This window comes from Streptomyces sp. NPDC028308 (assembly GCF_055565855.1).
On record NZ_JBVHTO010000003.1, the window covers coordinates 423,288 to 441,886 of the forward strand.

Sequence of the window (18,599 nt, forward strand, 5' to 3'; positions counted from 1 at the left end):
ACACCGTTGAGCTGTTGAGTGGTGGCATCTCAGCACGGATTCCGGCGCCCGGCCAAGAGGGTGGGTGAAGGATTTCACAAAGTCGTGGGACGGCGGCGGCACCCGGCGCGGCCCACCGCTCGGGCCCACGACCTCAGCTCATGCGCAGGGCCAGGAAGAAATCGAGCTTGTCCTCCAGCCGCGACAGGTCCCGGCCCGTCAACTGCTCGATGCGTCCCACCCGGTAGCGCAGCGTGTTGACGTGCAGGTGCAGCCGGTTGGCGCAGCGCGTCCAGGAGCCGTCGCAGTCGAGGAACGCCTCCAGGGTGGGGATGAGCTCGGCGCGGTGCCGGCGGTCGTAGTCGCGCAGCGGGTCCAGGAGCCGGGCGGTGAAGGCGCGGCGGACGTCGTCCGGCACGAAGGGCAGCAGCAGCACGTGGGACGCCAGCTCCTGGTGCCCGGCCGCGCAGACCCGTCCGGGACGCGCCGCGGCCACCCGCCGGGCGTGCCGGGCCTCCTCCAGGGCGCCGCGCAGCCCCTCGGCGGAGTGCACGGCGGCGCTGACGCCGAGCGTGAGCCGCCCGTCGTCGTTCAGCCCGGCCGACAGCGGGCCGCGTACGGCCTCCAGGAGGACGTCGGCGAGCAGCCCCGACTCGGAGCCGTCGTGCTCGGAGGACACCGCCGGGAGGGGGACGAGCGCGATGGCCTCCTCACCCGTATGGGCGACCGCGATGCGGTCGGAGTGCTCGGGTCCCCTCGACAGGGGGTCCACGAGGATCTCCTCCAGCAGGGACTGGGCGACGGGGCCGCCGTCGACGTCGCCGCCGTCCCACTCGACCCGGGCCACCACGACCTGCCAGTGCGGGGCCGCGCCGAGCCCCGGCAGGAGCACCGGGGCGGCGACCCTCAGCCGGGCCGCGATCTCGGCGGGCGCCGCGCCCGTCTGGACCAGCTCCAGGACCTCCTGGGCGAGCCGCCGCCGCACGGTGCGCGCCGCGTCGCGCCGGTCGCGCTCGACGGAGATCAGCTGCGTGACGCCCTGGAGCAGGTCGAGCCGCTCCTCCGGCCAGTCCCCGGCGTCCGCCTCGACGGCGAGCAGCCAGTCGGACAGCACCGTCTCGCGCACGTCCCGGGAGGCGGACGCGGAGCGGCCGGACGAGCGGACGGGGAACAGCGAGTACGTCGTCGCGCCCACCGTCACCCGGTGCGGGCCGCGCCGGCCGGTGCGGGCGGCGGCCAGGTGCTCGGCGGCCAGCCGCGCGCACACGTCGGCGGACAGCGCCGGGCCGTCGCCGTCGGCACCCGCGACGGTCCGCCCGGTGGGGGAGAGCACCCAGGCCCGCAGGTCGAGGTCGGAGCCGAGGAGGTCCAGGACCACGTCGGGACCGCCGCCCGCGGGGCCCGAGGTCATCATCCGCCGGTGCCGGTCCACGACGGCGGCCAGATCGCCGGCCCGCTCGCCCGACACCTGCCGTACGACGTGCTCGGTGATCGTCGCGAAGGCGACCGACTCGTTGACGGCGAACAGCGGCAGCCGGTGGCGCACGCAGGCCAGGACCAGGTCCTCGGGGATGTCGCCGAGCTCCGCCTCGCCCGCGGCCAGCGCGGCGACACCGGCGCCCGCGAGGATGCGTACGAAGGGCTCGGAGTCCGTGGCGTCGTGCCGCCAGGCCAGGCCGGTGAGGACCAGCTCGCCGCCCGAGAGGTAGCGGCTGGGGTCCTTGAGGTCCGTGGTCATCACGCCGCGCACGGTGCGATCCAGTTCGTCCTCGCCGCCGAGCAGCCGCAGGCCCAGCGCGTCGGTGTCCAGCAGTGCGCGCAGCCGCATGTCTCGTCGCCGCCGTTCTTTGTCTCGAAATCTACGATGGATCGTGGGTGGGGTTCCCGCCGTGGGTTCCCGGCTTCCGCGGGAAGGCCCTGAGGGCCCTCGCCGACGGTCGCCCCGGGCTCTCCAGGGCCCTGTACTGGGCTTTCGTGAGCCGGGCTCCCTGTTTCCCGCCACGTGCCGGATGTTTCCCGGGGAAAGCGAAGAGGTTACCGAGGGCCTCCGTTCATACGAATCTACAAGATGTGTGCGCTGGCCAGCCAACTCCTTCATGGTTTCGGTGACTGACCCCGATGGAGGACGGAGCTGTGTACTGACGTCGATCCGCGTTAACAGCACATGAACGAGCCGGGCCCGCCGCACACGATCTGGCTTGATCAGAACGACCCACGATTACGAATGAAGAGAGCCACTCATGGACTTCCTTCGCCCCGCCAGCTGGGAGGAGGCGCTCGCCGCCAAGGCCGAGCACCCCACGGCTGTGCCGATTGCGGGTGGCACCGATGTGATGGTCGAGATCAACTTCGACCACCGGCGGCCCGAGTACCTCCTTGACCTGAACCGCATCGGCGAGCTGAGCGAGTGGGAGGTCGGTGCGGAGAGCGTGCGCCTGGGCGCCTCCGTCCCCTACACCAGGATCATGGACAGCCTGCGCGGTGAGCTGCCGGGTCTCGCCCTCGCCTCCCACACGGTGGCCTCCCCGCAGATCCGCAACCGCGGCGGCGTCGGCGGCAACCTCGGCACCGCCTCCCCGGCCGGTGACGCCCACCCCGCCCTCCTCGCGGCCGGCGCCGAGGTCGAGGCCGAGTCGGTGCGCGGCTCGCGCCTGATCCCCATCGACGAGTTCTACACCGGCGTGAAGCGCAACGCGCTCGCGCCCGACGAGCTCATCCGCGCCGTCCACATCAAGAAGGCCGACGGCCCCCAGCAGTACTCCAAGGTCGGCACCCGCAACGCGATGGTCATCGCGGTCTGCGCCTTCGGCCTCGCGCTGCACCCCGAGACCCGCACGGTCCGCACCGGCATCGGCTCCGCCGCGCCGACGCCGGTCCGCGCCAAGGCCGCCGAGGAGTTCCTGAACGCCGCGCTCGACGAGGGCGGCTTCTGGGACAACGGGAAGATCATCACCCCGTCGGTGGCCAAGCAGTTCGCGGACCTGTGCTCCGCCGCCTGCAACCCGATCGACGACGTCCGGGGCACGGCGAGCTACCGCCGCCACGCGGTGGGCATCATGGCCCGCCGCACGCTCACCTGGACCTGGGAGTCCTACCGCGGCACCGACGGCCGGACACATCAGAAGGGGAGTGTCGCGTAATGCGCGTCAATTTCACGGTCAACGGCCGTCCGCAGGAAGCCGACGACGTGTGGGAGGGCGAGAGCCTGCTGTACGTCCTGCGCGAGCGCCTCGGGCTGCCCGGTTCCAAGAACGCCTGCGAGCAGGGCGAGTGCGGCTCCTGCACGGTCCGCCTGGACGGCGTGCCGGTGTGTTCGTGCCTGGTCGCGGCCGGCCAGGTCGAGGGCCGCGAGGTCGTCACCGTCGAAGGTCTCGCCGACTTCGCCAAGCAGCGCGCGGCGCACGGCGGTTGCGCCGGCGGGGCGTGCGGCACCGAGGAGCCGGAGGGGACCTCGCTCGACGCCGCGAAGGGCTGGGCCGCCAAGGGCCAGGACTCGCACACCGGCGAGGGCACCGAACTCTCCCCGGTCCAGCAGGCGTTCATCGACGCCGGCGCCGTCCAGTGCGGCTTCTGCACCCCGGGTCTGCTCGTCGCCGCCGACGAGATGCTGGAGCACAACCCGACGCCGACCGACGCGGACATCCGTGAGGCGCTCTCGGGCAACCTGTGCCGCTGCACCGGCTACGAGAAGATCATGGACGCGGTCCGCCTGGCGGCCGCCCGGCAGTCTGAGGCGGTCTGACCATGGGAACCACGGGTACACCCACCAACCTCACCCAGCGCTCCGCGACCAAGGGCGGCATCGGCGAGTCCACGCTCCGCCCGGACGGCACCCTCAAGGTCACCGGCGAGTTCGCCTACTCGTCCGACATGTGGCACGAGGACATGCTCTGGGGCCAGATCCTGCGCTCCACGGTCGCCCACGCCGAGATCGTCTCCATCGACACCGGCGAGGCCCTCGCGACGCCCGGCGTCTACGCCGTCCTGACGTACGACGACCTGCCGACCGCGGTCAAGAACTACGGCCTGGAGATCCAGGACACCCCGGTCCTCGCGCACGGCAAGGTCCGCCACCACGGCGAGCCCGTCGCCCTCGTCGCCGCCGACCACCCGGAGACCGCGCGCCGCGCCGCCGCCAAGATCAAGGTCGAGTACCGCGAGCTGCCGGTCATCACGGACGAGGCGTCCGCCACCGCGCCCGACGCGATCCTCATCCACGAGGGCCGCGACGACCACCACATCGGCCACGTCCCGCACCCGAACATCGTGCACCGCCAGCCGATCGTGCGCGGCGACGCCGACGAGGCCGCGAAGAAGGCCGACTTCATCGTCCGCGGCGAGTACACCTTCGGCATGCAGGACCAGGCGTTCCTCGGCCCCGAGTCCGGACTCGCCGTGCCCTCCGAGGACGGCGGCGTCGAGCTGTACATCGCCACCCAGTGGCTGCACTCGGACCTCAAGCAGATCGCGCCCGTCCTCGGCCTGCCCGAGGACAAGGTCCGCATGACGCTCTCCGGCGTCGGCGGTGCCTTCGGCGGCCGCGAGGACCTGTCGATGCAGATCCACGCCTGCCTGCTCGCCCTGCGCACCGGCAAGCCCGTCAAGATCGTCTACAACCGCTTCGAGTCCTTCTTCGGACACGTCCACCGCCACCCCGCCAAGCTGTACTACGAGCACGGGGCGACGAAGGACGGCAAGCTCACGCACATGAAGTGCCGGATCGTCCTGGACGGCGGCGCGTACGCGTCGGCCTCCCCGGCGGTCGTCGGCAACGCCTCCTCGCTGAGCGTCGGCCCGTACGTCGTCGAGGACGTCGACATCGAGGCGATCGCCCTCTACACCAACAACCCGCCCTGCGGCGCCATGCGCGGCTTCGGCGCGGTCCAGGCGTGCTTCGCCTACGAGGCCCAGATGGACAAGCTCGCCGACCAGGTGGGCATGGACCGGGTCGCCTTCCGCCAGCTCAACGCGATGGAGCAGGGCACGCTCCTGCCGACCGGCCAGCGCGTCGACTCGCCCGCCCCGGTCGCCGAACTCCTGCGCCGCGTCAAGGCGATGCCGATGCCGCCCGAGCGCCAGTGGGAGAGCAGCGAGGGCGCCGACGTGCGCCAGCTGCCCGGCGGCCTTTCCAACACCACCCACGGCGAGGGCGTCGTCCGCGGTGTCGGCTACGCGGTCGGCATCAAGAACGTCGGCTTCTCCGAGGGCTTCGACGACTACTCGACCGCCAAGGTCCGCATGGAGGTCGTCGGCGGCGAGCCCGTCGCGACCGTGCACACCGCGATGGCCGAGGTCGGCCAGGGCGGCGTCACCGTCCACGCGCAGATCGCCCGCACCGAGCTCGGCGTCACCCAGGTGACGATCGCCCCCGCCGACACGCAGGTCGGCAGCGCCGGCTCGACGTCCGCGTCCCGTCAGACGTACGTCACCGGCGGCGCCGTCAAGAACTCCTGCGAGCTGGTCCGCGAGAAGGTCCTGGAGCTCGGCCGGCGCAGGTTCGGTTCGTACCACCCCGCGTGGGCGACGGCCGAACTGCTCCTGGAGGGCGGCAAGGTCGTCACCGACGGCGGCGAGGTCCTCGCCGACCTGGTGGACGTCCTCGAAGGCGAGTCCGTCGAGGTCGAGGCCGAATGGCGGCACCGTCCGACGGTGCCCTTCGACCTGCGCACCGGCCAGGGCGACGGCCACGTCCAGTACTCGTTCGCCGCGCACCGCGCCGTCGTCGAGGTGGACACCGAACTCGGCCTGGTCAAGGTCATCGAACTGGCCTGCGCCCAGGACGTCGGCAAGGCGCTCAACCCGCTGTCCGTCATCGGCCAGATCCAGGGTGGCACCACCCAGGGCCTGGGCGTGGCGGTCATGGAGGAGATCATCGTCGACCCCAAGACCGCGAAGGTGCGCAACCCGTCCTTCACGGACTACCTGATCCCCACCATCCTCGACACGCCGACCATCCCCGTCGACGTGCTCGAACTCGCCGACGACCACGCCCCGTACGGGCTCCGTGGCATCGGCGAGGCCCCGACCCTGTCGTCCACCCCGGCCGTCCTCGCGGCGATCCGGAACGCGACGGGCCTGGAGCTGAACCGGACGCCGGTACGTCCCGAGCACCTCACCGGCACCGCGTAGAACCCTCCGGGCGGCGCACGGAACGTCACAACTCCGCGCCGCCCGGAGCACTCCGGCACCGCACCGCTCGCGGTACCGGCGAACCACCCCAGCAGGTCCCGCAGTTGTAGTCCCCCAGTTCGCCTCGGGCCGTCCCCCGGGTCGTGCAGCCGAAGCACCTTCCCAAATCCCGCAGCCAGTCAGGGCTTTCGCGGGTGCCCCTGTGAACCTTGGGAGTCAGGCATCATGACCCAGCAGTCACTGGAGCCGAAGACCGTGGCGGAGGACGCGGGCACGGGTACCCGTGTCCCGGCCGGCCGGTCTTGGCTCGATCGCTACTTTCACATATCCCGGCGGGGATCGTCCGTGGCGCGCGAAGTGCGCGGCGGTGTCACCACCTTCATGGCGATGGCGTACATCCTGCTGCTCAACCCGCTCATCCTGTCCGGCAAGGACGTCGCGGGGGACACCCTCGGCCAGCAGCCGCTGATCACCGCGACGGCGTTCGCGGCGGCCTTCACCACTCTGCTGATGGGCTTCTTCGGCAAGGTGCCGCTGGCCCTCGCCGCCGGCCTGTCGGTCTCCGGCGTGCTGTCCTCGCAGGTCGCACCGCAGATGACCTGGCCGCAGGCCATGGGCATGTGCGTGCTGTACGGCGTGGTCATCATGCTCCTGGTCGTCACCGGGATGCGCGAGATGATCATGAACGCCATCCCGCTGGCGCTCAAGCACGCCATCACCATGGGAATCGGCCTGTTCGTCGCCCTGATCGGCTTCTACAAGGCCGGCTTCGTGCACCAGGGCAAGGCCACACCCGTCAGTCTCGGCGCCAGCGGTGAACTCGCCGGCTGGCCGGTGCTGCTCTTCGCGGTCACCCTGCTGCTGATCTTCATGCTGCAGGCCCGGGGCGTGCCCGGGGCGATCCTGATCGGCATCGTCAGCGGGACCGTGCTCGCCGTCCTCCTCAACGCCTTCGACGTCATCGACCCGAAGCAGTGGGCGAGCGGCGCCCCCGAACTGCACGGCAGCGCGGTCTCCATGCCGGACTTCTCGCTCTTCGGGGACGTCGAGTTCGGCGGCTGGGGCGAGGTCGGCGCGATGACGGTCGGCATGATCGTCTTCACGCTCGTGCTCGCCGGCTTCTTCGACGCGATGGCCACCATCATCGGCGTCGGCACGGAGGCCAAGCTGGCCGACGCGCAGGGCCGGATGCCGGGCCTGTCCAAGGCGCTGTTCATCGACGGCGCGGGGGGTGCCGTCGGCGGTGTCGCCGGAGCGTCCGGGCAGACGGTGTTCGTGGAATCCGCGACCGGCGTCGGCGAAGGGGCGAGGACCGGTCTGTCCTCGGTCGTCACCGGCCTGTTCTTCGCCGCCTGCCTGTTCTTCACCCCGCTCACCGCGATCGTCCCCGGTGAGGTGGCCGCCGCCGCGCTCGTCGTCATCGGCGCCATGATGATGATGAACGCCAGGCACGTGGACTGGTCCGACCGCGCCACGGCGATCCCGGTGTTCCTGACCGTGGTCGTCATGCCGTTCACGTACTCCATCACCGCGGGCGTCGCGGCCGGAGTCATCAGCTACACCGCCATCAAGATCGCCCAGGGCAAGGCCCGGGAGATCGGGGCGTTCATGTGGGGGCTGACGGTGGTCTTCATCGTCTTCTTCGCCCTCAACCCGATCGAGAGCTGGATGGGCGTCCACTGACGCCCTCCGCGTGACCGCCGAGGAGACCGAGACATGCTGGACATCGCCGACGATCTGCACCGGTGGGTCGAGCAGGGACGTGACTTCGCCGTGGCCACCGTGGTGGCCGTCGGCGGCAGCGCGCCCCGCCTGCCCGGCGCCGCCCTCGCGGTGGACGCCGACGGCACGGCGGTCGGCTCGGTCTCCGGCGGCTGCGTGGAGGGCGCGGTCTACGACCTGTGCCGTCAGGCCCTGGAGGACGGCGAGACCGTTCTGGAGCGCTTCGGCTACAGCGACGAGGACGCCTTCGCCGTCGGACTGACCTGCGGCGGCGTCATCGACATCCTCGTCACACCGGTCCGGACGGCCGATCCCGCCCGGCCGGTCCTCGCCACCGCGCTCGCCGCCGCCGCCCGTGGGGAGGCCGCGGCGGTCGCGCGGGTGGTGGACGGCCCCTCCGAGCTGCTCGGCCGGGCGCTCGTCGTCCGCCCCGACGGCTCGTACGACGGCGGCTTCGGCGCCCACCCCGAACTGGACCGCACGGTCGCCGGCGAGGCCGGCGCCCTGCTCGACGCGGGCCGGACCGCGACCGTCGAGATCGGTGAGCAGGGCTCCCGCTGCGGAGCACCGCTCACCCTTCTGGTCGAGTCCTCGGTGCCGCCGCCCCGGATGATCGTCTTCGGGGCGATCGACTTCGCCTCGGCGCTGGTGCGCGTCGGCAAGTTCCTGAACTACCGCGTCACCGTGTGCGACGCCCGTCCCGTCTTCGCGACGGCCGCCCGCTTCCCCCACGCGGACGAGATCGTCGTCGAGTGGCCGCACACCTACCTGGAGCGCACCGACGTCGACTCCCGCACGGTCCTGTGCGTCCTGACCCACGACGCCAAGTTCGACGTACCGCTCCTGCGGCTCGCGCTCAAGCTCCCCGTCGCCTACGTCGGGGCGATGGGCTCCCGCCGCACCCACCTGGACCGCAACGAACGGCTGCGCGAAGTCGGCGTCACCGATATGGAGTTGGCGCGGCTTCGCTCGCCCATCGGCCTCGACCTGGGAGCGCGCACCCCGGAGGAGACGGCGCTGTCGATCGCCGCGGAGATCGTGGCGAACCGGCGCGGCGGCAGCGGCGTCTCGCTGACCGGCGCGCATACGCCGATCCACCACGACGCAACGCGCACCCCGGCGGGCCGGATAGGCTCGGTGGCCTGAGCCCGGGCCCCGCGGGAGAAGGCGTCCACGAGACGAAGCGTTTCCTCAACGGCCCTGTCCGGCAACGGACTTGTACGCGCGGCACGCGAGCGGCAGGGTGAGGGTCCGGGGGTGCAGGGGGTGCCGCCGCGGGTGAGCGCAGCGGGGGCGGGCGGTTGAGCGAGGCGGAGAACGGACGCGACCCTGCGGACGACGACCCGGAGGCCACACGCTGCCTCTCGCCGTCCGCCACCACGGCGCTGGGCGTCTTCCTGCTGGCCGAGGTCGTCCTCGTCTGCGGTGCCCTGATCAGCCTGTGGCCGGTGGTCCTCGTCCTGGTGCAGCCCGAGACGCAGGACGGCTCCGTCGACCGGTGGTCGCCCTTCGGGCTGGGGAGCTGGTCGCTCACCGCCGACGCGGCGATGCTGTTCGCGGTCATCCTCTGCAGCGCCCTCGGCAGCTTCGTGCACGCGACCACGTCGTTCGCCACCTACGTCGGCAACCGGCGGCTGTACGCGAGCTGGCTGTGGTGGTACCTGCTCAGGGCCGGCATCGGCGTCGCGCTCGCCCTGCTCGTCTACTTCCTGCTGCGCGGTGGCCTGTTCGCCGGAAGCTCGGGCGCCGGCGCCACCAACCCGTACGGCTTCTCCGGGATCGCGGGCCTGTGCGGACTGTTCTCCAAACAGGCCGCGGACAAGCTGCGCGAGATCTGCGACACGATCCTGAGCACCGGACGGGACGGCGACCGCGAACGCCAGGACAAACTCGAGCCGGAGGGGGGAGCGGACCGACCCGGCGACAGCCGCCCGTCCTTCGGGGCCGGGCGGCGGGTCCACGTGAGCGCACGCCTGCCGGGAGCGTCCCTGGAGGGCAACTCGTCGCCCTAGAGGGGGAGTTCACTCAGTCCGGTCCCTCCTCAGTCGTGCTTCAGCAGTCCGGTCATCGCCCGGCCGAACATCCCGCGCCCCGCCCACGCCAGCGGACCGTCGAACAGGCGCGGCAGCCACCGCACCCGCAGCTCCTCGCGCCAGACCACCCGAGCGGTCCCGGCGCCGGTCGCGTGCACCTCGATCTCGGCCCACCCGGTGACGAACGAACCCCGCTTGACCAGCCGGCACCGGCCCGGCCGCTCCTCCCGCGGTGCCTGCCAGCCCACGACCTCCATCGGGTCGTCGAAGCCCAGCGGCCCCACCCCCGTCCTGGCCACGAACGTGGTGCCCTCGCCGGTCGGCGGGGGAGTCAGCACGGTGACCCGGGTCAGCGGGACCACGTCGGCATGCCGCTCCCACCGGGTGAGCCTGCGCCAGGCTTCGGCGGCGGGCAGCGGGACGTCACGTTCCAGGACGAAAAGGGCCACGGGGTGATCGTATGCCGACACGGCCACGAGGGTCCCTCCGGTACGCCGGGCACCTGGTCCCGACGGGGCCCGCGCACCGACCTGCGGCTCCCTGCCTGAACGGGGACCCGCGACCCGCCGTCTCCGCCGAGGACCGGCGGCTGCCCTGCTCGGCCGGCCGGGGACCCGTGGCCCCTGTTCCAGCCGCCCGGGACCCGTGCCCCCCACCGGACCTGCCGCCCCGCACCCCCCACCTCACCGGACCGAGCCCGCGGCGCCCTCACCCTCGTCCGGCCGCGCCCCGCACCCCCTCCCGGCGGGCCGAAAGCGCCCTACCGTCGGCTCCCGGCCGTGCGGGACCATGGGTGCGTCCCACGCCGTCGCCCGGGAGGCTGCCCCTGTGGACCGCGAAGCGCACGGCAGGCTCGACGCGCTCCAGCGCGACCCCTACCCCCTCTACGAGCTGGCGCGGCGCACCCCGGGCCTCCTGCACGTCGCCGAGCTGGACGCCTGGCTGGTGGCGCGGGACGAGGACGTGCGCGAGGTGCTGCGGCGGCCCGGTGACTTCTCCTCGGGCAACGCGCTGCGCCCGGACACCGTGCCGTCACCCGCCGCCCGCGCGGTCCTCGACGGCGGATTCGGCGGGCGCCCCGTGGTCGTCACCGCGGACGGTGCCCGCCACCGGGAGCTGCGCGCCCCGATCGTCCGGGGCCTGTCGCCCGCACGCGTCGCCGCCGTCCTGCCGTACGCCGCCGAACGGGCCGCCGCCCTCGTCGACGGCTTCGTGAAGGACGGCCACGTCGAGCTGATGTCCGCGTACGCGCGGCGGCTGCCCGGCGAGGTCGTCGGCCGGCTCCTCGGCCTCGGTCCGGAGGACGTACCGGCCGTCGTCAGGGGCGGCCTGCGCGCCGAGGAACTCCTCTTCCGGCCGCTGCCGGAGGACGAACAGGTGGCCGCCGCCCGGGACACGGTGGCGAAGCAGCACCTCCTCGACGCGTGCGTACGCGACCGGCGTGCCCGTCCGCGCGAGGACCTGGTCACCGAACTGGTCGCCTCGCTCGCTCCCGGGGACGGCGAGCTGACGCTCGACCAGCGACACGAGATCGTCGGCCATCTGCAGAACCTGCTGATCGCGGGCCATCTGACGACGACCGCGCTGATCGGCAACGCCGTCCTGCACCTGCTGCGGCACCCACGCCAGTGGGAGCTGCTGTGCGCCGAGCCCGACCGGATACCGGCGGCCGTCGAGGAGGCCGCCCGCTACGACAGCGTGTTGCAAGGCTTCCGGCGGATCACCACGCGGCCCGTCTCCCTCGCGGGCACCCAACTCCCGGCGGGGGCGGCGGTGTTCGTGGCGTTCGGCGCGGCCAACCGCGACGGTGCCCGTCACGCGCGGCCCGACGAGTTCGACATCACCCGCGACCCGGACCGTCATCTGGCCTTCGGGCTGGGCGCGCACAGCTGCCCGGGCGGACAACTGGCCCGGGAACAGGTCCGGTTGACCCTGGAACAGCTGACCACGCGGCTGCCAGGGCTGCGGCTCGCCGCGGACCGGGCGGTCACCATGCGCCCGACGATGATCCACCGTTCGCCGGAGGCCCTGCACCTGGTGTGGTGAGCGCTCGCCCCGGGGGAGCGGGGCGGTCAAGGCCGGTAGACCTGGCCGGGTTCGGCCTTCCCGGGCGCCAGCAGCTGCGGCACGGTCACGAAGACGTAGCCCCGCCGCTTCAGCGCGTCGATGATGCCGGGCACCGCGGGCACGGTGCCGGGATAGATGTCGTGCAGCAGGATGATCCCGTCCCGGGACGCCTGCCGCAGGACGCGCTTCTCGATGAGCGCGGAGTCGTTCGTCGTGTAGTCCTTGGCCGTCACGCTCCACAGGACCTCGGCGAGTCCCAGCTCGCGGCTGACGCGGTGCACGGTGTCGTCGGTGCGGCCCTGCGGCGGGCGCATCAGCGTCGGCTTGTGTCCGGTGAGCTTCTCTATGGCGTCGTTGGGCCTCTTCAGTTCCTCCCGTATCTCGTCGGGGCGGAGCCGGGTGAGGATCTTGTGGTCCCAGGTGTGACTGGCCACCTCGTGGCCCTCGTCGGCCATGCGCTCGACGAGTTCCGGGTACTTCTCGATGTGCCGTCGGCCGAGCAGGAAGAAGGTCGCGGGGACCCGTTCGCTCTTGAGGATGTCGAGCAGCCGGGCCGAGTGCTCGCTCGGCCCCGCGTCGAAGGTCAGCGCGATGCACTTGGCCTGGCGGCAGTCCACGCTCCCGAAGCGGGCCTGCGTGTCCGCCGGCGGGTGGGCGCGGGCGCTGCTGGGCGCGGTGGTGTCGAGGGAGGAGCAGCCGGTGAGCGGCAGCGCCAGGGCGAGGGCCGCCGACAGGATCGCCGCCGAACGGAACGTGGTCCCCGTGTTCTTCGTCTTCCGGGTCGGAGAAGGCATGCCGGGACTATACATGCGATGTATACCCGCAGTTTATAGTGGGTGATCCGGACAGCTCGGCACGCTCTGGTCCTGAGAACGGCCGCACACGGTGGTCCGGCACCGTGAACAAGGTGTCTTCCGTCGGAAAACGCTGCTCGGAATGACCCTCCCTGCCGGATCACGAGGTCAACTAGCGTGCTGCAGATGGAATCTCGCAGTCTGGATGAGCTGGATCGCCGCCTCGTGCACGCCCTGCAGCTCGACGGGCGGGCCCCCCTGAAACACGTTGCCGAGGTCCTCGGCGTGTCCGACCAGACCGTGGCTCGCCGCTACCGCCGGCTGCGGGGGTCCGGGGCGATGCGGGTACTGGGGCTGCCCGACGCCGCCCGGTTCGGCCACATCGAATGGCTGGTCAGGGTCCGGTGCACGCCGGACACCGCGAGCAGCGTCGCCGGCGCACTGGCGCGGCGGGACGACACGTCCTGGGTGAGTCTCACCGCCGGGGGCACCGAGATCGTCTGCCTCACCCGGGCCCCGCACCGGGCGGAGGGCGCGTCCCTCCTGCTCCAGAAACTTCCGCGCACGCCCCGGGTGGTCGACATCTCCGCGCACTACCTGCTGCACACCTTCTTCGGCGGGCCCACGGGCTGGCACGGGAAGACGCACGCCCTGACCGACGAGGAGGCCGAACTGCTCAGACCCCGGCTGCCCGAGCCGCCACCGCGCGGCGTGCGCGTCCAGATGCGCGAGGGCGACAGCGCGCTGTTCGCCGTACTCGCCTCGGACGGCCGGGCCGGGTACGCCGAACTGGCCACCGCCACGGGCTGGTCGGAGTCGACCGTCCGGCGCCGGCTGGAGCAACTGCGGGAGATGCGGGCGCTGTTCTTCGATGTCGAGATCGACTCCGCGCTGCTGGGATACGAGACGGAGATCATGCTCTGGCTCACCGTGCCGCCCGCGGACCTGGTGAGCGTCGCCGAGGAGCTGTCCCGGCATCCCGAGGTGGGTTTCACGGCAGCCACGTCCGGCCAGTCGAACCTGGCCGCCATCGCCGTGTTCCGGGACATCGGCGAGTTCTACGAGTACCTGAGCACGCGGATCGGGGCGCTGCGGAGCGTGAAGCACGTGGAGACCGCGCCGGTGCTGCAGTCGATCAAGCGGGCAGGCCGCCTCCTTCCGACCGGAAACCCCCTCTTTCCTTCACGGTGACCGCTGGGGCGTCGATATCCGTCACCTGCCCGGCGCTGCGTAGGCCGCGACGTCCCCGCTCCGCAAGCTGGGCGGGTCGACGGGGCCCCGGGGGCTCTCGTACTTGAGAAGGGGTTCGTATGCGTAGAAGCAAGTGGTGGCCGCTGGCGGCGATCAGCCTGGGCACCTTCATGCTGCTGGTGGACGTCACGGTCGTGACCGTGGCGCTCCCCGACATGGCGGCGGATTTCGACACGACACTCGCCGACCTCGAATGGGTCGTCGACATCTACGCCCTGGCACTGGCGGCACTGCTGCTCGGGGTGGGTTCCTCCGCCGACAGGATCGGCCGCAAGAAGGTCTACCTCGGAGGCCTGGTCGTCTTCACCGCCGCCTCGCTGATGTGCGCCGTCGCCCCGAACACGGGCGTCCTGATCGCGGCCAGGGCGGTCCAGGGGCTCGGCGCCGCGGGGATGTTCGGTACGACGATCGCCCTGCTGGGCATGCACTACGCCGGCCGGGAACGCGGGGTGGCGTTCGCGGTGTGGGGTGCCACCAACGCGATCGCGGCGGCCGCCGGTCCGGTGATCGGCGGGCTGCTCACCGAGTACCTGGACTGGCGGTGGATCTTCTTCGTCAATCTGCCGGTCTGCCTGGCCGCCGTCGTGCTGACCAGGCGCGTCGTGCGCGAGGAGAAGTCCACCGGCGGACAGCGCGCGGACGTCCTCGGCACGCTCAGCTTCACCGTGGCGAGCGGAGCGCTCACGTTCGCGCTGATCCACGCCCACTCGGACGGCTGGAGCGCCCCGCTCACGCTCGGCATGTTCGCCCTGGCCGTGGTGGCTCTCGCGCTCTTCGTCGTCGTCGAGCTGAGGCACGAGCACCCCATTCTCGACCTGTCCCTGTTCCGCGGGCCGTCGTTCACCGGCATCATGATCAGCGGGCTGCTCCTCCAGGGCGGCGCGTTCGCCTACCTGCTCTTCGAGTCGCTGTGGATGCAGACCGTCCTCGGCTACGGGCCTGTGAAGGCCGGCCTCTACATCCTGCCCATGTGCGGCGCCGCCTTCGTCTTCTCGACGCTGGCCGGGAAGTTCGGTCCGCTGCCGCCCCGGGCGGCCATGGGCGCGGGTCTCGTTCTCGTCGCCGTCGGTTCCGCGCTCCAGACGGTGCTGGACGCGGGGTCCTCGGCCAACGCCCTCGTCGCCGGGTTGATCGTGTCGGGTATGGGCGTCGGCCTCGTGACGCCGAGCCTCGGGGCCGCGGCGCTGGCCTCGGTGCCACCCGAGCGCGCGGGCATGGCGGGCGGCGCGCTCAACACGTTCCGGCAACTCGGATTCGCGCTGGGCGTCGCGGTGTTCGGGGTGATCTTCCAGTCGCGGATGGAGAGCGTCCTCAGGGGCAACGGCGACCTGCCGGGCCCGCACGACACGGCGGTCGCGCTGAGCGGTGGGCAGGCGCGGTCGGTCGTCTCCGGTGCGCCCGCCGGTGAACGCGCCGGCGTGGAGCACCTGGTGCGCGAGGCGTTCGCGTCCGGTCTGGACCTCATGCTGTGGGTGGCGGCAGCGCTCGCGGCCGTGGCGGCGGTCCTCGCCTTCACGATGGTCCGCCTCCCGGTGGGTGGCGCGCACCAGAGGGCGGCGCAGACCGGCGGCGGCGGCCAAGAGCAGGCGCACGGGACCCGGGCCGACGCGAGGACGTGACGGCGGCCCTCCAGGACGCGCGGCCGCCCGCCGAGCGGATGCGCGTGAGCGGCCGTATCCATCCGAGGCGCTGCCCCCGCGTCCGCCCGCTCAGAGCCAGTCGCGGCGCTTGAAGACGACGTACAGGCTCGTGCACACCACGGCCATCAGGACGATCGCGAACGGGTAGCCGAGGAGCCAGTGCAGTTCCGGCATGTGGTCGAAGTTCATGCCGTAGATCGTGCCGACCAGCGTCGGGGCGAAGAGGATGGCGGCCCACGAGGAGATCTTCTTGATCTCCTCGTTCTGCTCGAAGCCCGCCTCGGCCAAGGCGCGCATCTCGGCGTTCTGCTGCTGGGTCACCAGGGTCGCGTTGACGGTGAGGATGTCGGCGAGGGCCTGGCGGAAGCCGTCGACGCGCTCACTGGTGTGCGTGACGTGGTCGGCGACGTCACGCAGATAGCGCTGCAGCTCCTCGTCCGTGCCGTACTTCGCGAACCCCGCCATCAGGCTGTGCAGCATGCTGACCAGCGGACGGGTCGCCCGCTGGAACTCGACCATCTCGCGGGAGAGTTCGTAGATGCGGCGGGAGACCTCCGGGTCGCCGCGGAAGACCTCCGTCTCGATCTCGTCGATGTCGTTCTGCACGCCGGTGACGACCGGGACGTAACCGTCGACGACCGAGTCGAGGATCGCGTACAGCACGGCCTCGGGGCCGAGCCGCAGCAGCTCCGGGGTGTCCTCCATGCGGCGGCGCACCGCGGACAGGTCGGGCGCGGCACCGTGCCGGACCGTGATCACGAAGTCGGGGCCCACGAAGACGTGCAGCTCGCCGAAGTCGACCTCCTCCGCCGCGTCCAGATAGCGGGCGGCCCGCAGCACGACGAAGAGCGTCTCGCCGTAGCGCTCCAGCTTCGGACGCTGGTGGGCCTCCATCGCGTCCTCGACCGCCAGCGGGTGCAGGTCGAACTCGGCGGCCAGGGAGAGGAGTTCGTCCTCGGTGGGGCGGGCGAGCCCGATCCACGCCATGCCGTCGGTCTCGTCGCGCAGCTCACGGAACGTCTCCGCGAGCGAGGCCGGCGTCGAGACCCGCACGCCGTCGCGGTACAGCGCGGCCTGCACGACGCTGCCCGCCTCGGCCGGTTCCGCCGCCGACGGTTCCGGGTCCTGGTCCCGCCGGTCCGCGGGAGGCGTGGACGGGGGTGTCAGGGCGCGGCGCCAACCGGACTTCCGGGCGCTCCTCGCGTCCGGACGGGCGCGGCGTTCCGCCATGGTGCTGCCTCCCGCTGTCACACGTGGGCCGGTCTGATCACCGGCAGGATATACGGGGTAAATGACGTCGGCGCGAGACCGGGAGGCCTTGGAGCGGAGCCGGGTGCGCCGTCCGGCGGCGAAGGAAAACCCTCGATGCGGACAGAAGGTGTCCGCAAGTCTCCGTAGCGTCGGAGCATGACGAAGACGACGGGCGTGACAGGGTGGCCGGGCGGGACCAGGACGTCGACGGGCACAGCGGCGTCGGGCGGGACGAGGAAGGCGGGCGTCGCGGTGGACCGGAACGGCGGGACGAGGAAGACCGCGCCCGTGCTGGGCGCCCGAGCGCTGAACCGCGCGACCCTGGACCGGCAGCTCCTGCTGCGCCGCTCCATGCTCGGCGCGAAGGACGCCGTGGGGCATCTCCTCGGCCTCCAGGCGCAGAACGTGAAGCCGCCGTACTACGCGCTCGCCGCCCGCCTCGCCGACTTCGCGCCCGAGGACCTGTCACGTCTGATGGCCGGCCGCGAGGTCGCCCGCATCGTGACCATGCGCTCCACCATCCACACCCACACCGCGGACGACTGCCTCACCCTGCGCCCACTGGTGCAGGCCGCCCGCGACCGGGAGCTGAACAACTTCCGCAAGGGGCTCGTCGGCGTCGACCTGGACCGGCTCGCCGCCGTCGGCCGCGAACTGGTCGAGGCCGAGCCGCGCACCATGAAGCAGTTGCGCGAGGTGCTGTCGGCCCAGTGGCCTGACGCCGACCCGACCGCGCTCGCCATCGCCGCCCGCTGCCGGCTGCCGCTCGTGCAGGTCACCCCGCGCGGGCTGTGGGGACGCAGCGGCCAGGTCGCACTCACCACGGCCGAAAGCTGGTTCGGCCGACCCGCCGCGCCGGTCCCCGCGCCGGACGCGACCGTGCTGCGCTACCTCGCCGCCTTCGGGCCCGCCTCGGTCAAGGACATGCAGACCTGGGCCGGCCTGACACGGCTGCGTGAGGTCTTCGAGCGGCTGCGCCCCGGACTGGTCACCTTCCGCGACGAGAACGGCGTCGAGCTCTTCGACCTCCCCGACGCGCCCCGGCCGGACGCGGACACCCCGGCACCGCCGCGCTTCCTGCCGGAGTTCGACAATCTGCTCCTCTCGCACGCCGACCGGTCCCGCGTGGTGCCCGCCGACCTCAAGGGCCGTACGTGGCGCGGCAATCAGGCGTACTGCACGCTGCTCGTCGACGGCTTCCTCGCAGGCGTGTGGCGGCAGCAGGGAGAGACGCTGACAATCGAGCCCTTCGTCCCCCTCACCGGCGCGCAGCGCGACGAGGTCGTACGGGAGGCAGAACAAATGCTCCGGGTGATGTCCGGCGAGGGTGCGGGTGCTCACGACGTCCGATTCGGGAACGTGACGTCCTAGTCCCGTGCGGGACGGCGCGGCCCTTACGTCCACGGGGCGGCGCCGGGACGTGGAAGGGGGGCGTCGCGGGCCGCTCGTGGAGGCCCGCGGCGCCCCCCGGTTCATGCCTGAGGGGTACTCAGGAAATCTCTACACAAAGTGAGTTGACCTGAATCCGGCGGTCAAACCTGGACACGGGTCTCCTCGGGTTGCCGGTGGGGGGACGCTCGGGCGGGGTCCCGGCGGGCCGGTACTCCGTGCCCGGGCGATCGGCACGCCCTCACGCTAGGAGCACGCACCCGGGCGCCCCAAGGGGGGAAGCCCCTAGGCGGCCCGGCGGAGGGAAAACCCTCGGTCGCGCCGTGCAAACCTCCACCGGCCAC

General features: G+C 72.1%; 14 protein-coding genes. 10 read left to right on the forward strand and 4 right to left on the reverse strand.

The window, feature by feature from the left end; translation table 11 throughout:
- Nucleotides 1-133: 133 nt before the first annotated feature.
- Nucleotides 134-1,807: a PucR family transcriptional regulator gene (locus ACZ4VA_RS09455; protein ID WP_356166886.1), complete on the reverse strand. Its 1,674-nt coding sequence runs from the start codon at nucleotides 1,805-1,807 to the stop codon at nucleotides 134-136.
- Nucleotides 1,808-2,219: 412 nt separating this feature from the next.
- On the opposite strand from ACZ4VA_RS09455, the gene ACZ4VA_RS09460 reads away from it, so the two are divergent.
- From ACZ4VA_RS09460 to ACZ4VA_RS09485, 6 genes are all read left to right on the forward strand, one after another.
- Nucleotides 2,220-3,119 carry an FAD binding domain-containing protein gene (locus ACZ4VA_RS09460; protein ID WP_356237806.1) on the forward strand — a complete coding sequence of 300 codons (900 nt, stop codon included), beginning with the start codon at nucleotides 2,220-2,222 and terminating at the stop codon, nucleotides 3,117-3,119.
- Nucleotides 3,119-3,721, forward strand: coding sequence for a (2Fe-2S)-binding protein (locus ACZ4VA_RS09465; protein WP_355783766.1), 603 nt, complete (start codon nucleotides 3,119-3,121; stop codon nucleotides 3,719-3,721). Before ACZ4VA_RS09460 ends, ACZ4VA_RS09465 begins: the two co-directional genes overlap by 1 nt.
- A gap of 2 nt (nucleotides 3,722-3,723) precedes the next feature.
- Nucleotides 3,724-6,108: a xanthine dehydrogenase family protein molybdopterin-binding subunit gene (locus tag ACZ4VA_RS09470; RefSeq protein WP_356166880.1), complete on the forward strand. Its 2,385-nt coding sequence runs from the start codon at nucleotides 3,724-3,726 to the stop codon at nucleotides 6,106-6,108.
- A gap of 225 nt (nucleotides 6,109-6,333) precedes the next feature.
- The gene (locus ACZ4VA_RS09475) at nucleotides 6,334-7,791 is read left to right on the forward strand and encodes an NCS2 family permease (RefSeq protein WP_468080613.1); all 1,458 of its coding nucleotides are present in this window, start codon (nucleotides 6,334-6,336) and stop codon (nucleotides 7,789-7,791) included.
- A gap of 33 nt (nucleotides 7,792-7,824) precedes the next feature.
- Entirely contained in the window at nucleotides 7,825-8,976 is a 1,152-nt protein-coding gene (locus ACZ4VA_RS09480) for an XdhC family protein (RefSeq protein ID WP_356237808.1), read from the forward strand.
- A 155-nt stretch (nucleotides 8,977-9,131) separates the two neighbouring features.
- Nucleotides 9,132-9,842 carry a hypothetical protein gene (locus tag ACZ4VA_RS09485; RefSeq protein ID WP_468080616.1) on the forward strand — a complete coding sequence of 237 codons (711 nt, stop codon included), beginning with the start codon at nucleotides 9,132-9,134 and terminating at the stop codon, nucleotides 9,840-9,842.
- Between the two features lie 29 nt (nucleotides 9,843-9,871).
- Here the strand turns inward: ACZ4VA_RS09485 and ACZ4VA_RS09490 are convergent, their stop codons facing one another.
- Nucleotides 9,872-10,312, reverse strand: a complete 441-nt coding sequence (locus ACZ4VA_RS09490) for an SRPBCC family protein (RefSeq protein WP_355794261.1) — start codon at nucleotides 10,310-10,312, stop codon at nucleotides 9,872-9,874.
- Nucleotides 10,313-10,691: 379 nt separating this feature from the next.
- Between ACZ4VA_RS09490 and ACZ4VA_RS09495 the strand changes: the two genes are divergently transcribed.
- Nucleotides 10,692-11,909 carry a cytochrome P450 gene (locus ACZ4VA_RS09495; RefSeq protein ID WP_356166874.1) on the forward strand — a complete coding sequence of 406 codons (1,218 nt, stop codon included), beginning with the start codon at nucleotides 10,692-10,694 and terminating at the stop codon, nucleotides 11,907-11,909.
- A gap of 26 nt (nucleotides 11,910-11,935) precedes the next feature.
- Here the strand turns inward: ACZ4VA_RS09495 and ACZ4VA_RS09500 are convergent, their stop codons facing one another.
- Entirely contained in the window at nucleotides 11,936-12,724 is a 789-nt protein-coding gene (locus ACZ4VA_RS09500; protein WP_389390353.1) for a polysaccharide deacetylase family protein, read from the reverse strand.
- Between the two features lie 186 nt (nucleotides 12,725-12,910).
- Here ACZ4VA_RS09500 and ACZ4VA_RS09505 point away from each other — a divergent pair, with 186 nt between their 5' ends.
- Nucleotides 12,911-13,915: an Lrp/AsnC family transcriptional regulator gene (locus ACZ4VA_RS09505; RefSeq protein WP_356237810.1), complete on the forward strand. Its 1,005-nt coding sequence runs from the start codon at nucleotides 12,911-12,913 to the stop codon at nucleotides 13,913-13,915.
- A gap of 119 nt (nucleotides 13,916-14,034) precedes the next feature.
- Nucleotides 14,035-15,594, forward strand: a complete 1,560-nt coding sequence (locus ACZ4VA_RS09510) for an MFS transporter (RefSeq protein ID WP_355788584.1) — start codon at nucleotides 14,035-14,037, stop codon at nucleotides 15,592-15,594.
- 90 nt (nucleotides 15,595-15,684) lie between these two features.
- Here the strand turns inward: ACZ4VA_RS09510 and ACZ4VA_RS09515 are convergent, their stop codons facing one another.
- A complete protein-coding gene (locus ACZ4VA_RS09515; protein ID WP_356166867.1) occupies nucleotides 15,685-16,845 on the reverse strand; it encodes a CorA family divalent cation transporter in 1,161 nt (386 codons plus the stop codon).
- Between the two features lie 177 nt (nucleotides 16,846-17,022).
- Here ACZ4VA_RS09515 and ACZ4VA_RS09520 point away from each other — a divergent pair, with 177 nt between their 5' ends.
- Nucleotides 17,023-18,237: a winged helix DNA-binding domain-containing protein gene (locus tag ACZ4VA_RS09520; protein ID WP_468080621.1), complete on the forward strand. Its 1,215-nt coding sequence runs from the start codon at nucleotides 17,023-17,025 to the stop codon at nucleotides 18,235-18,237.
- Nucleotides 18,238-18,599: the final 362 nt, after the last annotated feature.

Bases quoted from the DNA above. Each gene is read 5' to 3' on its own strand.
- ACZ4VA_RS09510 (WP_355788584.1), top strand. From the start codon at position 14,035: ATGCGTAGAAGCAAGTGGTGGCCGCTGGCGGCGATCAGCCTGGGCACC.
- ACZ4VA_RS09515 (WP_356166867.1), bottom strand. From the start codon at position 16,845: ATGGCGGAACGCCGCGCCCGTCCGGACGCGAGGAGCGCCCGGAAGTCC.
- ACZ4VA_RS09475 (WP_468080613.1), top strand. From the start codon at position 6,334: ATGACCCAGCAGTCACTGGAGCCGAAGACCGTGGCGGAGGACGCGGGC.
- ACZ4VA_RS09500 (WP_389390353.1), bottom strand. From the start codon at position 12,724: ATGCCTTCTCCGACCCGGAAGACGAAGAACACGGGGACCACGTTCCGT.
- ACZ4VA_RS09505 (WP_356237810.1), top strand. From the start codon at position 12,911: ATGGAATCTCGCAGTCTGGATGAGCTGGATCGCCGCCTCGTGCACGCC.
- ACZ4VA_RS09480 (WP_356237808.1), top strand. From the start codon at position 7,825: ATGCTGGACATCGCCGACGATCTGCACCGGTGGGTCGAGCAGGGACGT.
- ACZ4VA_RS09520 (WP_468080621.1), top strand. From the start codon at position 17,023: ATGACGAAGACGACGGGCGTGACAGGGTGGCCGGGCGGGACCAGGACG.
- ACZ4VA_RS09460 (WP_356237806.1), top strand. From the start codon at position 2,220: ATGGACTTCCTTCGCCCCGCCAGCTGGGAGGAGGCGCTCGCCGCCAAG.
- ACZ4VA_RS09455 (WP_356166886.1), bottom strand. From the start codon at position 1,807: ATGCGGCTGCGCGCACTGCTGGACACCGACGCGCTGGGCCTGCGGCTG.
- ACZ4VA_RS09470 (WP_356166880.1), top strand. From the start codon at position 3,724: ATGGGAACCACGGGTACACCCACCAACCTCACCCAGCGCTCCGCGACC.
- ACZ4VA_RS09465 (WP_355783766.1), top strand. From the start codon at position 3,119: ATGCGCGTCAATTTCACGGTCAACGGCCGTCCGCAGGAAGCCGACGAC.